10 protein-coding genes are annotated in these 17,519 nt (G+C 56.7%); 3 read left to right on the top strand and 7 right to left on the bottom strand.

The window, feature by feature from the left end; all coding sequences use genetic code 11:
- Positions 1-22 precede the first annotated feature (22 nt).
- Both acrD and narQ read right to left on the bottom strand, forming a co-directional pair.
- Positions 23-3,136 (bottom strand): multidrug efflux RND transporter permease AcrD, encoded by a 3,114-nt coding sequence (acrD, locus tag L463_RS03120; protein WP_017383494.1) that lies wholly within the window; start codon positions 3,134-3,136, stop codon positions 23-25.
- Positions 3,137-3,277: 141 nt separating this feature from the next.
- Positions 3,278-4,972 carry a nitrate/nitrite two-component system sensor histidine kinase NarQ gene (gene narQ, locus L463_RS03125; protein ID WP_032102776.1) on the bottom strand — a complete coding sequence of 565 codons (1,695 nt, stop codon included), beginning with the start codon at positions 4,970-4,972 and terminating at the stop codon, positions 3,278-3,280.
- A gap of 152 nt (positions 4,973-5,124) precedes the next feature.
- Between narQ and aegA the strand changes: the two genes are divergently transcribed.
- The 3 genes from aegA to L463_RS03140 all read left to right on the top strand — a co-directional run bounded on the left by aegA (position 5,125) and on the right by L463_RS03140 (position 8,912).
- The gene (gene aegA / locus L463_RS03130) at positions 5,125-7,101 is read left to right on the top strand and encodes a formate-dependent uric acid utilization protein AegA (RefSeq protein ID WP_063438703.1); all 1,977 of its coding nucleotides are present in this window, start codon (positions 5,125-5,127) and stop codon (positions 7,099-7,101) included.
- A gap of 67 nt (positions 7,102-7,168) precedes the next feature.
- A complete protein-coding gene (nudK, locus tag L463_RS03135) occupies positions 7,169-7,762 on the top strand; it encodes a GDP-mannose pyrophosphatase NudK (protein ID WP_015572208.1) in 594 nt (197 codons plus the stop codon).
- Between the two features lie 106 nt (positions 7,763-7,868).
- Positions 7,869-8,912, top strand: a complete 1,044-nt coding sequence (locus L463_RS03140) for a DUF1176 domain-containing protein (RefSeq protein WP_023295117.1) — start codon at positions 7,869-7,871, stop codon at positions 8,910-8,912.
- An 89-nt stretch (positions 8,913-9,001) separates the two neighbouring features.
- On the opposite strand, the gene ygjK is transcribed toward L463_RS03140, so the two are convergent.
- The 5 genes from ygjK to ebgA are packed head-to-tail and all read right to left on the bottom strand — an operon-like array spanning position 9,002 to position 17,485.
- The gene (gene ygjK / locus L463_RS03145) at positions 9,002-11,353 is read right to left on the bottom strand and encodes an alpha-glucosidase (protein ID WP_032102773.1); all 2,352 of its coding nucleotides are present in this window, start codon (positions 11,351-11,353) and stop codon (positions 9,002-9,004) included.
- Between the two features lie 15 nt (positions 11,354-11,368).
- Positions 11,369-12,427: a protein YgjJ gene (gene ygjJ, locus L463_RS03150; protein ID WP_032102771.1), complete on the bottom strand. Its 1,059-nt coding sequence runs from the start codon at positions 12,425-12,427 to the stop codon at positions 11,369-11,371.
- Between the two features lie 38 nt (positions 12,428-12,465).
- Positions 12,466-13,902: an amino acid permease gene (locus tag L463_RS03155; RefSeq protein WP_015572212.1), complete on the bottom strand. Its 1,437-nt coding sequence runs from the start codon at positions 13,900-13,902 to the stop codon at positions 12,466-12,468.
- 53 nt (positions 13,903-13,955) lie between these two features.
- Positions 13,956-14,405: a beta-galactosidase subunit beta gene (locus tag L463_RS03160; RefSeq protein WP_015572213.1), complete on the bottom strand. Its 450-nt coding sequence runs from the start codon at positions 14,403-14,405 to the stop codon at positions 13,956-13,958.
- Positions 14,402-17,485 (bottom strand): beta-galactosidase subunit alpha, encoded by a 3,084-nt coding sequence (gene ebgA / locus L463_RS03165; RefSeq protein ID WP_032102770.1) that lies wholly within the window; start codon positions 17,483-17,485, stop codon positions 14,402-14,404. The genes L463_RS03160 and ebgA overlap by 4 nt, the downstream gene beginning before the upstream one ends.
- Positions 17,486-17,519 lie beyond the last annotated feature (34 nt).

Below are 17,519 nucleotides of genomic sequence, written 5' to 3'. Positions count from 1 at the left end.
CCGCCTTTTTTATTTCAACGTGTTATTCCGGCTTATCCTTCAGCGGGAAACGACGGCGTACCAGCACAAAGAACAGCGGTACGAAATAGATAGCCAGAATCGTCGCCGAAATCATTCCCCCCATAACGCCCGTTCCCACCGCGTGCTGGCTGCTGGAGCCTGCGCCGGAGCTGGTGGCCATCGGCAGGACGCCAAATACAAACGCCAGAGAGGTCATCAGGATCGGACGCAGGCGCTGACGACAGGCGTGCAGCGTGGCGGCCATCAGTTCGTGACCTTTGGCATTCATCTCATTGGCAAATTCGACGATCAGAATGGCGTTTTTCGCCGACAATCCGATTACGGTGAGGAGTCCGACCTGGAAATAGACATCATTTTCCAGGCCGCGCATCCAGGTTGCCAGCAGCGCTCCGATGACCCCGAGAGGCACCACCAGCATCACCGAGAACGGCACTGACCAGCTTTCATACAGCGCCGCCAGACAGAGGAACACCACCAGCAGCGAAAGGGCATACAAGGCAGGCGCCTGAGCGCCGGAAAGCCGTTCCTGGTAGGACATCGCCGTCCACTCCAGGCCAAAGCCGGTCGGTAACTGCTGAACCAGTTTTTCCATAATGTCCATTGCGGTACCGGTACTGACGCCCGGCGCGGCTTCACCAACAATCTCCAGCGCCGAATAGCCGTTGTAACGCTCCAGACGCGGTGAACCGGTCTCCCAGCGTGACGTCGCAAACGCCGAGAACGGCACCATGCCGCCGGTGTTATTGCGCACATACCAGCGGTTGATATCGTCCGGCAGCATGCGGTATTTGGCGGCAGACTGAACGTAGACCTTCTTCACGCGGCCGCGATCCATAAAGTCATTCACGTAGCTTGAGCCCCACGCCGTTTGCAGGGTGTCGTTAATGTCGTCGATGGAGACGCCCAGCGCCTGCGCTTTACGCTGGTCAATATCCACCTGTAGCTGAGGGCTGTCATCCAGACCGTTATGACGAACGCGGGTAAGCTGCGGATCTTTCCCGGCCAGCTCCAGCAGCTTGTCGCGAGCAGCCATCAACGCGTCATGCCCGGCGCCCGCGTGATCCTGAAGCTCCATATCAAACCCGGCTGAGCTGCCCAGGCCGCTGATGGCGGGCGGGCTGCTGGCGAAAACGCGCGCTTCCTTGATTTTGTTGAACGCTTTGGTTGCACGCTCAATGATGGCAAAGGAGGAGCCGGTATCGCTGTCGCGCTGGTCCCAGTCTTTCAGGCGCACAAACATACGCGCCACGTTCTGCCCGTTACCGCCAGGGCCAGAGCCGACGGTGGAGAAGACGGAGACCACGTTATCTTTCTCCTGAGTATGGAAGTAGTTCTCAACCTTCTGCACCACTTTCAGGGTCTGCTGCTGGGTCGAGCCGCTGGGTAACTGTACGGAGGTGATAAACATGCCGCGATCTTCCAGCGGCAGGAACGAGGTTGGCAGCCGCAGGAACAGGAAGACCATGCCGCCGAGCAGCAGGACATAAACCACCATCCAGCGTACGCTGCGGTGCAGTACTTTACCCACGCCCGCTTCATAGCGCGCCGCATTGCGGTTAAACATGCGGTTAAACCAGCCGAAGAAGCCTTTTTGACCGTGATGTTCGCCCTTATGCAGCGGTTTCAGCAGCGTCGCGCACAGGGCAGGGGTAAGGATCATCGCCACCAGTACGGAGAGCACCATTGCAGAGACGATGGTGATCGAGAACTGGCGATAAATCGCGCCCGTGGTGCCGCCAAAAAACGCCATCGGGATAAATACCGCCGACAGCACCATGGCGATACCGACCAGCGCGCCCTGAATCTGTCCCATCGATTTGCGCGTGGCCTCACGGGGCGAAAGCCCTTCCTCGCTCATGATGCGTTCAACGTTTTCCACCACCACGATGGCATCATCCACCAGCAGGCCGATGGCCAGCACCATGGCGAACATGGTCAGGGTGTTAATGCTGTAACCGAAGGCATACAGCACCGCAAAGGTACCCAGCAGCACCACCGGCACCGCAATAGTGGGGATCAGCGTGGCGCGGAAGTTTTGCAGGAACAGGTACATCACGAGGAACACCAGCGCGATAGCTTCGAGCAGGGTTTTCACCACATCTTCGATGGAGGCTTTTACGAACGAGGTGGTTTCGTAGGCGACTTTGTACTCCAGTCCGTGCGGGAAGAAATGCGACAGCTCATCCAGACGCTCTAGCACCCGCTGCGCGGTCGCCATTTCGTTGGCGCCGGAGGCCAGTTTCACCCCCAGCCCGGACGCGGCATTGCCGTTAAAGCGGCTCAGGTAGTCATATTTTTCCGCGCCCATCTCCACGGTGGCGACATCCCCCAGACGCACTTCCGAACCGTCCTGATTCACGCGTAGCGTGATATTGCGGAACTGTTCAGGTGTCTGGAGCAGCGACTGGGAGTTGATGGTGGCGTTAAGCGCCTGGTTATCCACGGACGGGGTACCGCCGAGCTGCCCCACGGCAATCTGGGCGTTCTGCGATTCGATAGCGTCGGTGACATCTTTGGCGGTCATCTGCACGCTGTTCAGCTTGTTGGGATCCAGCCAGATACGCATGGAGTACTGCGAGCCGTAGGCGTCGATATCACCCACGCCGTTGATACGGCTGAGCGGGTCCTGAATATTACTGGCGACGTAGTCCGCGATGTCCTGCTTATCCATTGAGCCATCGGTTGAAACAAACGCGATGGTCAAAATATTGGTGTCACCGGTTTTACGCACGGTCACCCCCTGGTTCTGCACTGCCTGAGGCAGTTTACGCAGGGCCGATTGCAGCTGGTTTTGCACCTGCTGCACCGCTTCATCCGGATCCGTGCCCGCCGTAAAGCTCAGGGTTACCGTCGCCTGGCCCGTGGCGCTGCTCTGTGAGGACATGTACATCAGGTTATCGAGACCCGTCATGTTCTGCTCGATAACCTGGGTGACGGTATTTTCCAGCGTCTGTGCCGAGGCGCCAGGGTAGTTCGCCGTGATACGCACGTTGGGGGGCGCGAGGTCAGGGTATTGCTCAACAGGAAGGGACGTAATCGCCAGGACACCCGTCAGACACAACAGGATTGCAAGCACCCAGGCAAAAATGGGGCGATCGATGAAAAAATTCGCCATTAAAGTGTGACCTCGTTTTGCTGCACGTCATTATTGTTTATTGCCCGCCTAACTTTAGCGGTAAGGCCCAGGTCAAACGTGGAGAAATAAAGGAGATAATGTAAATTATCATGCGCTTTTTTCAGCGCGCCTTCTTTCTCGCTATTTTTCAGCCTGGGCCGCAGGCGTCCGGAACGTTACGCTGACCTGTGTCCCGCCCTGTGGCGGCTGAGAAAAGTGTAATGTCCCGCCGAGCCGTCCCGCGCGTTCGCGCATGATATTCAGCCCGTAATGCCCCGGCGGTTCACTGGCGTCGCCGATACCAATGCCGTTGTCGCGGATCGTGACCGTGTGAGTGCCGTCCGCGGTGGTGACGCAGCTGACCACAATCTCGCTCGCGTCGGCATGTTTAATCGCATTCAGCACTGCCTCACGCACAATCTGTAAGAGGTGCACCTGTTTTTGTGCGTCCAGCGCCAGCGATGAGAGACGGCAGTCGAGCACCAGCTTCGCGCGGGTCTGGCTTTGCAACCCGTCGAGAGACTCCTGTAGCGCGGCAGGAAGATTGGCGTGATTGAGCGTCAGGCGGAAGGTGGTGAGCAGCTCGCGTAGCTGATGCCAGGCGTTATTCAGCTCGCGGGAGAAGTCCGTGATGATAGCCTGCGCCGGGGCATTGTCGCCCGGCACGGCATGCTTCAGCAGCGTAAGCTGAATACGCAAATAGGAGAGCACCTGCGCCAGCGAATCATGCAGCTCGCGCGCGATGGTGGCGCGCTCCTCCATCAGCAGCAGCTGCTGATAATGTTTCTGCGCCTGATTGAAATAGAGCCCCCGGCCCAGCATCGTCGCCACGCTTTCCATGAGCGGCAGCGGAACATCCCCGGTCGCGCTTTGCCAGCGCAGTTCGCCGTACAGGGTGTCCTGCATTAACACCGGTAAATTGTGCATTTTCTCGCCCGGGGACTCCTGTCCTTCGTAAAGCTGCCAGTCGTCACTGGTGCGCAATTGCAGGTAATTCATCTGCGTATAGTCATGCACAATCTGCAAAATATGCCGGAAGCAGTGGCTGTCTATCTGCCCGGTATTCAACGCCTGTGAGCATTTGAACAGCATTTCGAGCTGCTGATGCGCTTCATTCAGGTGGCGGGTTTTTTCAGCAACGGAGCGCTCAAGTGAACGGTACAGGGTGTGTAATTCCGCCGACATATGGTTGAAGGCGCGGGAAAGCTGGCCCAGCTCGTTGGGAAGCGTAGTATCCGGCGCGGGAGTGTCGAATTGCCCCTGTTCGATACGCTCGCTCGCCGCCACCAGATTATTCAGCGGCAGCACAACCTGACGGCGGATGCGCCGCAGGGTCACCACCGCCAGCAGCAGGATGCCCAGGCCACCCGTCAGCGACATGAAAATCACCAGCTGAATTTTATGTTCGGTGTAGTGCTGTAGCGCCAGCACAAAGGAATCTATCCGGCCCACGAAATCCTCAATGTGGTTCTGATACCACCCGGTATCGCCGCTGGCGATGCGCGTGTCCATCTCCTGCCAGCCAAGGTGCAACTGCTGGTAACGCTGTTTGACGTCCTCTGGCACATACCAGCGGTTTAGCTTCTGCAACGCAGGCGCGCTCAGCGTTTTTTGCCAGACCGCGCGGTGCTCTGCCAGCGATGGGCCGGCGCGCTGCATTTCGTAGCCCAGGCGGTAGCTCTGCATACGCAGCGAACCGGCGATATTAATCGCCTCGGCGTCGCGCTGGCTGCTGGCGAGTGTAACCAGCGCAATGGCGCTGATCAGAACGGACAAGACAATCATCGAAAAGAAAGCCCGAGCCAGGCTTCCCGATACGGGGCGTTTAACGGTCACTCATCAGCTTCCTGAATTAAATTGATCTGCCACAGGTTCACTGGAAATAGTTCGCCTTCCTGGGCATTTGAACATTGCGTCGCCATGCCGCTGTGGGTAAATACGATAACAATAGAAAAAATAAGGTTATTGAACCAAAAACAGGTGTTGTTATGAATCGTTTTATTATGGCCAACGCTCAACAGTGTATCGGTTGTCGCGCCTGCGAAGTTGCCTGTGTGATGGCGCACAACGGGGAGCAGCACGCGCTGAGTGAGCGCCATTTTCATCCCCGCATTACGGTCCTTACCTCAGGATTGCGAAAAAGCCCCGTGACCTGCCACCACTGTGAAAACGCGCCCTGCGCGCAAAGCTGCCCGAACGGAGCCATCACGCAACACAGCGACAGCGTACAGGTCAATCAACAAAAATGCATTGGCTGTAAAGCCTGCGTGGTGGCCTGTCCGTTTGGCACGATGGACATGCTGATCGCCCCCCTGGAAAACGACAGCGTAAAGGCCTCGGCACACAAATGCGACCTCTGTCTGGAAAGGCCGCAAGGCCCGGCCTGCGTTGAAAACTGTCCGGCGGAGGTGCTTACGCTCGCCACCCCAGCCGTGCTGGATAAGCTGGTTAAGCAGCGCCGACAGCGCAGCGCAAGGCTGGACGCACTGCCGTGGCACAGCGAGGCGGTTCAGTCAGTCCCTTCGCAAACCAAATGGCAACAGATGCAAAACACCCCGGCGCGCGGTGAGCCGGATAAGCTCAGCCCCGACGCGCGCACGGGCCATTTTAACGAGATCTACCTGCCGTTTCGCCCGGAACAGGCGCAGCGCGAGGCATCCCGGTGCCTGAAATGTGGCGAGCACAGCATTTGCGAGTGGACCTGCCCGCTGCATAACCACATTCCGCAGTGGATTGAGCGGATCAGGGCGGGGGATATCGTCGGTGCGGCTGAGCTTTCTCACCAGACTAACTGTTTACCGGAAATTACCGGCCGCGTCTGCCCACAGGATCGATTATGTGAAGGCGCCTGCACCCTGCGGGATGCGTCAGGTGCAGTAACCATCGGGAATATCGAACGGTATATCTCGGATCGGGCGCTGGCGATGGGCTGGACGCCGGACGTCAGCCACGTTAAGCCGGTCGGTAAGCGCGTCGCCATCATCGGTGCCGGTCCGGCAGGGCTGGCCTGCGCCGACGTACTGGTGCGCAGCGGCGTCGGTGTGACGGTCTACGACCGCCATCCGGAAATCGGCGGATTGCTGACCTTTGGTATTCCGGCCTTCAAGCTGGATAAATCCCTGTTAGCGCGGCGCAGAGAGATATTCAGCGCGATGGGCATCCGCTTCGAGCTGAACTGCGAGGTGGGAAAAGACGTGTCGATGGCCCAACTGCAAAACGACTACGATGCCCTGTTCATCGGCGTAGGGACCTATCGTTCCATGAAAGCGGGTATCCCTCACGAAGACGCGCCGGGCGTGTACGACGCGCTGCCGTTTTTAGTGGCAAACACGCGGAACGTGATGGGCCTTGATCCTGCCGCAGACGAACCGTTTATCGACACACAGGGTTTAAACGTGGTGGTGCTCGGCGGGGGCGATACGGCGATGGACTGCGTGCGCACCGCGCTGCGGCATGGCGCGGCGAAAGTCACCTGCGCCTATCGGCGGGACGAGGCCAACATGCCGGGCTCAAAGAAAGAGGTTAAAAACGCGAAAGAAGAGGGCGCGGCGTTTGAATTTAATGTCCAGCCGGTTGAGCTCACGCTGGATACCGACGGGAAGGTTAACGGTATCCGGATGCTGCGCACCAGGCTGGGCGAGCCGGATGCGCAGGGGCGGCGTCGTCCAGTCCCGGTGGCGGGCAGTGAGTTTGTCATGCCAGCGGATGCGGTGATCATGGCGTTTGGTTTTAATCCGCACGCCATGCCGTGGCTTCAGGCGCAGGGCGTCGACACCGACGACTGGGGGCGCATCAGGGCCTCCGTGGAGAGCCGTTATCGCTACCAGACCTCGAATCCGCAGATTTTTGCTGGCGGTGATGCGGTACGCGGTGCGGATCTGGTGGTCACCGCGATGGCGGAAGGGCGTCATGCCGCGCAGGGGATCATGGACTGGCTTGGCGTGCCGCCGCGCAACATGCATTAATGCAGACGGGCGACAAAGCGGGCTTCACGGCGTAGTATAAACAGACTCATTTTGCCGTGGAGCCCGTATGTCCCTGAACATTACCGTTATTAAAGACAAAATCCTTTCTGAAAATTACTTTGTCCTGCGTAACATCACTTACGATCTCACCCGTAAGAACGGGGACGTCATTCGCCATAAACGCGAAGTCTACGACCGGGGCAATGGTGCAACCATCGTGCTGTATAACCGTGAAAAGCAAAGCGTGGTGCTGATCCGCCAGTTTCGCATCGCGACATGGGTCAATGGCAACGCGGACGGACGTCTGATTGAAACCTGTGCAGGTCTGCTTGATGACGATGAGCCGGAAGTGTGTATCCGCAAAGAAGCCATTGAGGAGACGGGTTTTGAAGTGGGTGCGGTGCAGAAAGTCTTTGAGCTGTTTATGTCCCCTGGCGGGGTTACCGAGCTGGTTCACTTCTTCATTGCGGAATATACCGATGCTCAGCGCACGCACCGGGGCGGCGGCGTGGACGATGAAGACATTGAAGTGCTGGAAATGCCTTTCGCTCAGGCTGTCGACATGGTGAAACGCGGCGAGATCCGCGACGGTAAAGCGGTGATCCTGTTGCAGTATCTGCAAACCAGCGGGCTGATGAATGCGGCGGCGGAAGCGCGATAAGTTGTATTTCAGATAAATCTATCCGATAAATCCGATTGAGCCAGCCCGCCCAGGGCACGAAGATACGCCCCAGATTGACCTATTCGTTTCCGGGGCTGTGCCGTTCATGCGCTACTGCGTTTATCTTCTCTTCTTCATTTGCGTGCTTCCCGCGCCTTTGGTGTGGGCTGCGCCTGCGCAGCAGTCTTTTTCAGACTGGCAGGTGACCTGCAATAACCAGAACTTCTGCGTAGCGCGCAATACCGGCGAGCATCGCGGTCTGGTCATGACGCTGAGCCGCAGTGCGGGGGCAAAAACGGACGCCAGCCTGCGCATCGATCTCGGCGGGCTTTCGGCGCCACCGGTGAAAGAGCCTGACATCGCCCCGCGCCTGCTGCTCGACAATGTGCCGCTTAAACTCACGTCGCAACACTGGCAGTTAGCCCCCTGGCATCTTAAAACAGACGATACGGCCACCATCACCACGTTTCTGAAAACCATTCAGGAAGGGCAGGCGCTGACCCTGCGCGGGGGGAAGCAGACAATTTCTCTGGCCGGTCTGAAAGCGGCGCTGCTGTTTATCGATGCCCAGCAAAAACGCGTCGGAAGTGAAACGGCGTGGATTAAAAAAGGGGATAGTCCACCGCTGAGCGTGCCGCCTGCGCCGGCATTAAAAAAGGTGGCGGTGGTGAACCCCACGCCAACGCCGCTGACGCATAACGAACTCAACGATCTGCTGGATTACGGTACCTGGCGCATGAACCACAGCCAGTGCTCTCTCGATCCGAACCGGCGTGAAGTGCGCGTGACCGCGCTGACCGATGACAAAGCGCTGATGATCATCAGCTGTGAGGCGGGGGCGTACAACACCGTCGACCTGGCGTGGCTGGTGTCGCGTAAAAAACCATTTTCGGCCAGGAGCGTGAGATTGCGCCTGCCGTTTACCCCTTCCAGCCAGAGTAGCGACATGGAGCTGATGAATGCCAGCTTCGACGAAAAAACGCGCGAGCTGACCACGCTGGCGCTGGGACGCGGGATTGGCGACTGTGGGATCCAGACCCGCTGGCGTTTTAACGGCCAGCGCTTCCGCCTGGTACGCTACGCGGAAGAGCCAAGCTGTGATAACTGGAATGGGCCAGATGCCTGGCCCACGCTGTGGATCACAAGGTAGGGTTTTGCCGGGTGGCGCTGTCGCTTACCCGGCCTACTTTTTAGAACCGTAGGCCCGGTAAGGCGTAGCCGCCACCGGGCACGAGGGCATCACCGATCGCTCTTACGGAAAAAGTCGTTATACAGCATATACAAATGCGCCGCGCTCCAGGAGAAGTTAGGTGCGCCCTGCTGTGCTCCGGTCAGGGGGTTATAGTTCTCCTGAATCGGGCCGTCCGAGGTTAACCCTTTCGCATGCTTAAAGAAGGTTTCGGCGAGGGTTTGCGCCTGCTCACGATAGCCGTAACGTTCCATGCCTTTTAGTCCAAACCAGAACTGATCGACCCAGATCCGGCCGCGCCAGTATATGTCTGCGCCGAACGCCGGGTTTGTCAGCGCGGCGGTGCCGAGCGGTACCCAGGTATTGAACTCCTTCGGATCCAGCATCACCTTGACCACGGCATCCGCATGTTCCTGCGTCGCGGCACCGTTAAACAGCGGAGACCAGCCTTCCGGCCCTTTACCACGCTCGACGATAGGTTTGCCCGCACAGCCGTTCGCCAGCGGCTTATCCTCGATACGAAGGTCATAGTAAAACCCGCTTTTCGCATCGAACATGCAGGTGTTGATATAGGTTGCGAGCTTATCTGCCAGCTGGCGATAGTGGCTGGCCTCCTGCTCTTTACCCAGCAGGCTCGCCATCTGCGCCAGATAGTGATTGTCGCTGTACATATAGCTTGCCTGGTCAACGGACTCCTGTAATAAGGAATACCCTAACAGATCGCCTTTTTTACTCCTGTTTTCGGCAAATTTAACCGTCCAGTCGCTGCGTTTCCCGCCGTTTTCAACGTACTTATCCAGCTGCGCTTTATCGATAAATCCGAATACGGCGGCATCATCGCGCCCGGACTCCCACGAGGCGGCCACCTGCGCGGGGATCTCCAGGCTGTCGTACTGGCCGTTATCAATTATCCGTGCGTAGTTATTCAGGCCGGAAAGCGACTCTTCTTTATCACCTTTTTTCACCGTGAACAGCATCTCGCCGGTAGCGGTGTTATGGGCCTTATCACGCGTCGCACCGTACTCCGGCACGCCGTTGCCGTTATGATCGCGGTTACGCAGCCACCAGTCGTGATAGGCAACCAGTTTTGGATACATCTCGGCAAGCCAGGCTTTATCCTGCGTGGTGTTATACACCTCCATCACCGACCATGCCGCCAGGCTCGGCTTGGTGTTACGCTCGTTCCAGTTACCGCCGTCGCCGCCTCGTTCCGGGCTCAGGTTCCAGGCGATTAAATCCGGCACAAATCCGGTATCCTGCGGGCGCACCGGATCGTCGGGTTTGATCTGCCAGGAGAAGACCGCGCGGATGTTCTCTTTGGCGATCTCCGGGTTGAAATGCGCCATGGCAAATGCCTGTTTCCAGGTGTCCCACGGCCAGGTCTGGTTGCCGGAGAACCAGCGTCCGGTTACGGAGGGCGTCACCGTGTTAAAACGCACCGCGCCGCCTGGCGAACGCCAGTTACCGTTCAACGTCTCGATGGCTTTCACCGCCACGCGCGTTTGTTCTGGAGTCGCGTGCGGGTTGGTTAACCCTTGTTGTAAATACCTCTCCCAGCGCGCTTGCGAGGCGGCCATAAAGTAGGCCGGACGCGCCAGAATGTCGCGGATCTGCGGCTGTTCACGCGCGACGTCATCGGCGTTCAGCAGATGGGAGTAGGTAGTGTACAGCGTGGTGCTGCCGGAAATCTGTGCCCGGCTGGTAAAGCGATGTCCGTCAACGGTGGTCTCGGCAGGAAGAGAGCGGTGTAACTGATATTCGGAACTGCCGGAGGTGAGCAGATCCCAGGTGGAGCGTACCTTGCCGAAGGTCACCTTCAGGCCGTCGCGCGTGGCTACAATTTTACGCTGATAATCAGGATATGCGCTGTCGATGGTTTTATCCGAACGCGGCTTGCCCTCTTTGGCCTCCAGTTTTTCCAGCAGCTCGCCGTCCCACACCAGCTCCAGCGGCGTTTTGCTGGTAATACGGGTTTCAAGCAGCGAAGTACGCGCAGAAGCAAAGCGCAGCGTCATCACGATCTGAACATCCCTGGCGCTCAGTTTCTGCACCAACGCGCCAGGGAGGCTGTAGGCTTCAAGGGTGAAATCCACTTTTTTACCGTTCTGGTAAACGGACAGGCGATCAAAATTCGTCGCCATAAAGTTGATGTACTCTTCGGTGAGCAGCGCTACGCCGGGAAATCCGCCCTGGGTCTGCGGCCCGTCCGGCAGCAAATGCCCATGCCAGGCACCCATATCAAAAAAGGGATTAAACCGCTGGTGGTCGTCGTTGTCGAAATCCTGCATGAAGAGCGGCGCGCCGGTACGGTTGATGACGTTTTTGAAGTCAGTTGCGGTGGCGGCGTGAGCCGAAAAACTGAGCGCCAGCGCGCAGGCCAGCGGCGTGAGGACGTATTTCATGGTGGTAGATCCTTTTTACCAGTAGAAGTATTGCATCAGGAAGACCTGATCGCTCGGGTCGCCGGAGGCATTTTTCATATAGAAGCGGCTGTCGGCAGCGGTGGCAAAACGCCCGCCGCCGTACTCGTACCAAATCCCGAACTGCATAAACGAGGTAGTTTTTTCAGCCGCATCGTCCGGACGATGTTTCGCGTAGCTGTAAGCAGTGGAGAGATAAACGCCTTTCAGGGCTTCCACCATGGCGCTGACCATAAATCCGCTCTCCGTGCCGGAGACGTTCTGTCCATCTGCCCGTCCGGTATGATGCCACGCGCGTGCCGCCAGGTTGGGTGTCAAAACGCCTGTTAAAAAGAGCTGGCCTGTACCGTCGGTAATTTCAAGACCGTTCATCCAGGTGACATCTTTCAGGATGTCGTACTGAATATAGCCATTCGCCATTGCCGGATAGGTATATTTGTCGTCATAACGATCGTATTTGCCGAAGTGTAGCCAGGCCTTGCTTTCGTCATGGTGACCCGCTGGCGTGGCGGTGACGCTGTAGCGCAGGTTGCCGGAGAGGTTTTGCACCTTTAGTGCGTACAAGATGTCGCGGGTGTTGGGGATCACATAACCCAGATCCGGCGTAAAATCGCCCCACCATTGCAGGTCATCGAGAGACGAGTCCTGGCGCAGGCTGAGCATGATCTCGGTGCTGTTATCGGTTTTGTAACCGCCGTAGAAGCGGTTAATCCCACCTTCAAACCCGCCCCAGCTGTGATCGGGCACCCAAGCGTTGCCCTGATGATCCGCCTGTACGGTCCAGCCTTCGCCGTAAATCAGGCCGAACCAGTTCCCCTGTTTTATCTCCAGACCGCCCTCAATATAAGTGCCGTCGCTGTATTTATGTTTATCCTGACCTTCTAAATCCATATACCCACCGACGCCCATCTCGCCATAAAAACGAAATGACGGGGAGGTTATTGCCGGTGTTTTGGTATCGTCATGTTCAGCGGGCCGGGCATCTTCTGCGGCAATAGCAGGGCAGCAGAAAGAGAGGGCAGCGAGTGCCCAAAATGTTTTTTGTTTAATTTTCATAAACTCATCCCAATGAGATAAAATCCATGCCTTTTATTTCAGTTAATATTCGAGGCAGGTGATGCTTCAATTTTTTGTTGTTCTTTTGATAATCCGTTTACGTATTTGCTGTATTTCCACCAGGCAAATCCGAGGAATAAAACAATGCCACCGACGTTATAGAAAATAATCGTCAGAATATTGGCACCGGTAGGGAAAGTGGATGCCACAAAACCAATGGCGAAAATAACAATCAGCATCGACACTATGGTTATACCCGTGGTTCGTGAACCCATCCTGAAATCGCGCGGCAGGTGATCGAGCTTACGACGCAGGTTGAGGTAGGCCAGCATAATAAACAGCGGCGGTAACATTGAGGCTGCTGCGGTCATATTGATGACGGTGTTCATCAGCTCCTGCGCGGTACTGGAGCCCATGGTCGGGATAATCATCAGTGGGATCACAATCAAATACTGGATCCAGGCCGCCCGCGCCGGTACGCCGTTTTCGTTCAGCGCCACGGTTTTCGGACCAAAAATGCCGGTCGGGATCTCCGAGAAAAAGATTTTGACCGGCGTCGCCGTCCACATCAGCAGGGAGCCGAACATGGCGGTAAAGGAAACCAGACCGACGAAACGGTTCATCAACACTTCCGGCAGGCCAAACCACACCGCCAGACCGTGGAACACCTGCACCGAACCCCCGGTAAACTTCAACGCTTTGCTGCTGATAAAGACGTTGATCAGTACCGAGGAGATGGAGTACAGCACGCCGATAAAGATCCCCGCCAGGATGATCACTTTAACGAAAGATTTCGAACCGCCTTTCACATCGTTTACGTACACCGCGACGGATTCCGCGCCCCCGGCAGCCATAAATATCCAGGTGGTAATGCCGAGGAATGCCCAGTTAAAATGCGGGATCATCGCGTCGACGGTAATCGGATCAGCGGGCTGCACCCCACCCATTAGCGCCGCGCCCGCCAGCAGAATGTAAGAGAGCGTCAGCAGCAGCATCAGCGTGGAGGTTACAGACGTAATTGGCCCCAGCATCTTCGCCCCGTTGGTGGAGACCCACGTTGAGAAGGCGAACAGCACCATACTTAGCACCGTTGTGGCAAATGGTGTGAGAATGTACTCATAGCCAAGAAAGGCATAAGAGGCATAGGCAATGACGCGCGGTAATAACGAGGTGAAGAAGAATAAATTCACGAACCAGTATGTATAAGCGGTAATAAATGCCCAGCGCCCGCCGAGTGAACTTTTTACCCAGGCATAAACTCCAGCTTCTGAGTTTTTATTCAACGAGACAAACTCAGCGATAATTAAGCAGAACGGGATAAAATAGAACAGGGTTGCTAAAAAGAACATCGGCGCGGAGGCAAGTCCGAGTTCGATATTATTATTGATCACGTTGTTAAAACTAAACACGGCGGCAAAGGTCAGCGACAGCAGGCCGAATTTGCCGATGGTATTGCGTTTGGTGGTTTCAGACATAACGTTTCTCCGGGTAAGAGGCTAGCGGTGCTTCATTGGCACCGCTCGTTTTTTTATTTGTTATGGAAATAACCGTCTTCGATGGTCACATTGAGAATGACTTTTTTGACCGGCTCCTCGCTGATAAAGCGATACGCCTCATGGTTCTCACAAATTACGATCTGCCCCTCGCGCACCTGTTCGGTGGTACCCACGCCTTTCAGGTATTCTCGATCGGTCTCATCGCGGTAACACTCCACTGTCTGAAGCGCATCTTTGGCGGCATATTCAATTTTCTGCGCGCCCTGAAGGTAGTAATGCACCTCGAAATAGCGGCGATGCCCGACAAACAGCGCGTCGGTGCTGGCATCATTGGTCACACGGTAGGCCAGCGAATCGCCAATCGAATGGGCTACGCCGGGCGAGATATTATCGATATTGTTAATGGCTTCTGAGCAGCGCTGCCATTTGCGACCCGTGCGGTAATGCTGTTGAAACTGTTCCAGGCTCTCAAGAACGATCATTTGTCTGCCTCGCTGTGCAAATCCATGGAGAAGAAACCGGTGCCGAATTGCTGGCGTGCCAGCGCCATCGAGGCGATGCGGCCGCCATTGAGCGGGAGCAATGTGAAGCCGTAGCGGAACGGACTGAACCAGACGCGCCAGCTCTCCAGTACCTCACTTCCCCAGGAATTGGAGCCTAAGCCCAGCACCTGGTGGTCAAGATTAAGCGTAATGTCATCGCAGCGGCGCAGTTCGTTGCAGTGCTGTGCGGCGTGAATGTTCTCAGCCGTGTAGTGCCAGGCGCTGAAGTGGAGAGGCTGTTGCGGTACGACCAGCACGCCGCTGCCATGACGATCCGCGAGGGAGGCCCAGCGCACCTGCTGACGGTTGCCGTTGTTTTGCGGGAACGGATAATTTTCAAACATCTTATCAACCGTGGTGTGCCACAGGTCGATGGTGCTGGCCTGCTGGCTGTCCGGATAGTTTTCACCCGGCCCTCGCCCGTAGTAGCTCACCTGATCGAAACCGCCGTTGATGCCAAGCGTAAAGCCGATGCACGGAATAATGTGTGGGTACTCGCCGTAGCGCTCACCGCATAGCTCAACGTTGATCTGCCCGTCGGCGGCGATGCGCCAGCGATAGGTACAGCGCATGCCAAAATCAAACACTGGCGGGGCAATCAGGGTACGGGTGGTGACGATGATCGCATCGTCATGCTGCTCAACCTCGAAACCGCGCAGGTGCTCCTGCATGATCTGGAAATGATACGGCTGCCACAGCCCTTCATACTCCTGCTTATGGTTATCAATCATGGGCTTGAAGAAGTTAATCTTCGGCTCACGGGTAAGGTATTCCTCACCGTTCACCTGCCAGGCGCTGAGTTTTCCCGATACTTTAGAGAAGCTCGCGCGGAAGTTATGCCCGGTCACGGTGCAGCTCAGGCGATCTTCCTCCAGACGCAGCGGAGTGGCACTGGTGTTGATAAACGGTGTCGGGCGTGCCGTGCGGCCTTTTAACGGGAACTGATACACCGCGATCTCGTGCCCGACCTCGCTGTAGCGCGTGGGACTGTTTTTGATAATACGTACAGTCAGAAATGCTTCGCGCTCGTCCAGTTCCGGCACGTGCAGGCTGACGCTGCGGGAGCTGTTGGGGGCCAACCCGGTGATGTTCAGTGGCTCGCTGTGCAGCGTTTCACCTTCCGCACGCACCTCCGTGAGCAGGGTGTAATCATCCAGGCTGGTGAACCATAAGCGGTTATCAACGTGCAGCTCACCGTTTTGCCAGCGCAGTTTGACCGGGGCGATCACCTGCTTGTACTCACGCAAACCTGGCCCGGGCGTTTGATCGGAGTAGATCAGCCCGTCGAGGCAGAAGTTGTAATTATTGGGGTAATCACCGAAGTCGCCGCCATAGGCGTACCAGATGTTGCCGCTGGCGTCTGTTTTCTGAATACCGTGGTCGCACCACTCCCAGACATAATGCCCCTGAATGCAGTCGTGGCGATCGAACACGTTCTGATACTCGGTCAACCCGCCGGGACCGTTGCCCATCGCATGGGCGTATTCGCAGATAATGCGCGGTTTGGCGTGCGGGTATTCGCCAAACAGATTCATCAGCGGTACGCGGGTATACATGGTGGAGATAATGTCCACCACCTCGGCGTCGCGATCTTCTTCGTAGTGAAGCAGGCGAGTATCATCCAGCGCTTTTGCCGCACGGGCCATCGCGCGGATGTTACAGCCGTAGCCGGACTCATTTCCGAGCGACCAGATGATGATCGACGGATGATTTTTCTGCGCGTGAATATGGCGTTCGATACGCTCAACGTAGACCGGCTCCCACACCGGATCGTCCGTAATGCGGCTCAGGTCGCCGACGTTGGCGAAGCCGTGAGATTCCACATCCGTTTCAGCCATCACAAACAGGCCGTACAGGTCGCAAAGCTCGTAAAAGCGCGGGTCGTTCGGGTAGTGGGCGGTACGTACCGAGTTGATATTGTGCTGCTTCATCAGGATCAGGTCGCGCTCCACGCGATCCATCCCCACCGCGCGGCCCCTCAGATGATCGTTGTCATGACGATTGACGCCGTGCAGCTTCAGATAACGGTTGTTAACGTAGAACAGGCCGTCTTTCACCTTGATATCCCGAAACCCGATGCGCTGCGGGATGATTTCCAGCGTCTGGCCATGGTTATCTTTTAAAGTCATGACCAGATGATAAAGATCCGGCGATTCAGCGGACCACTGGCGGGGATGCCTCACCTCAATGCTGAAGGCGGTTTCCGCACGCTCGCTGACGGTCAGGTTGTCGGTTGTTCCCTGGTGCAGCATTGTCCCGCCGTCGTACAGGGTATAATCCAGTTGAACACAGCCAGGGCGTGCAGCAAGGTTTTCCAGCTCAAGCTGACAGAAGAGGGTGGCGTCCCGGTATGCCTCGTCAAAGGTGGTTTTAACCGTGAAATCGCGGACATGCGTGAGTGATTTTCCCAGCAGGTAGACGTCGCGGAATATCCCCGCCGTCCACCACATGTCCTGATCCTCAATGTAGGTGGAATCTGCCCACTGCATAACCCGCACGCACAACAGGTTTTGCCCGCTGTGTACCGCATCGCTGATATCAAACTCGGCAGACAGTCGGCTGCCTTTGCTAAAGCCTATATAGCGGCCATTCACGTAGACTTCGAAATAGGTTTCGACGCCGTCAAACTTGATAAGGGTCTGTTTCTCTTGCCAGCTTTCAGAAAGCGTAAACCAGCGCTGGTATGCCCCGGTCGGGTTGTCTGACGGCACCCATGGTACGTCCACCGGGAAAGGAAAGCCTTCGTCGGTGTACTGCAACTGGCCGTGACCTTCCATCTGCCACATGCCCGGCACGGTAATATCGCCCCAGTTGGCCATGTATTCTGAGGTAAAGTTTTCCGGGACAAGCAGCGGGTTCGTGAAGAAGCGAAAGTTCCACTTTCCGCTTAGCGACAGAAAGTGGCTGCTGGCTTCACGCGCAAACGTGCGCGCCCGGGAAACGGTGTCATAAGAGAAGAAGTACGCACGCGGCGGGAGCCGGTTTTCATGCGTGAGTTGAATATTTTCCCAGCGATTCATGTGATCTCCCTGTAGGGGTAAAACATCATTGCTG

The organism is Enterobacter sp. BIDMC 27, from assembly GCF_000534415.1.
GTDB lineage: Bacteria > Pseudomonadota > Gammaproteobacteria > Enterobacterales > Enterobacteriaceae > Enterobacter > Enterobacter hormaechei_C.
Note: the sequence above shows the minus strand (reverse complement) of the source record. Positions and strands in the feature narration are given on the sequence as shown.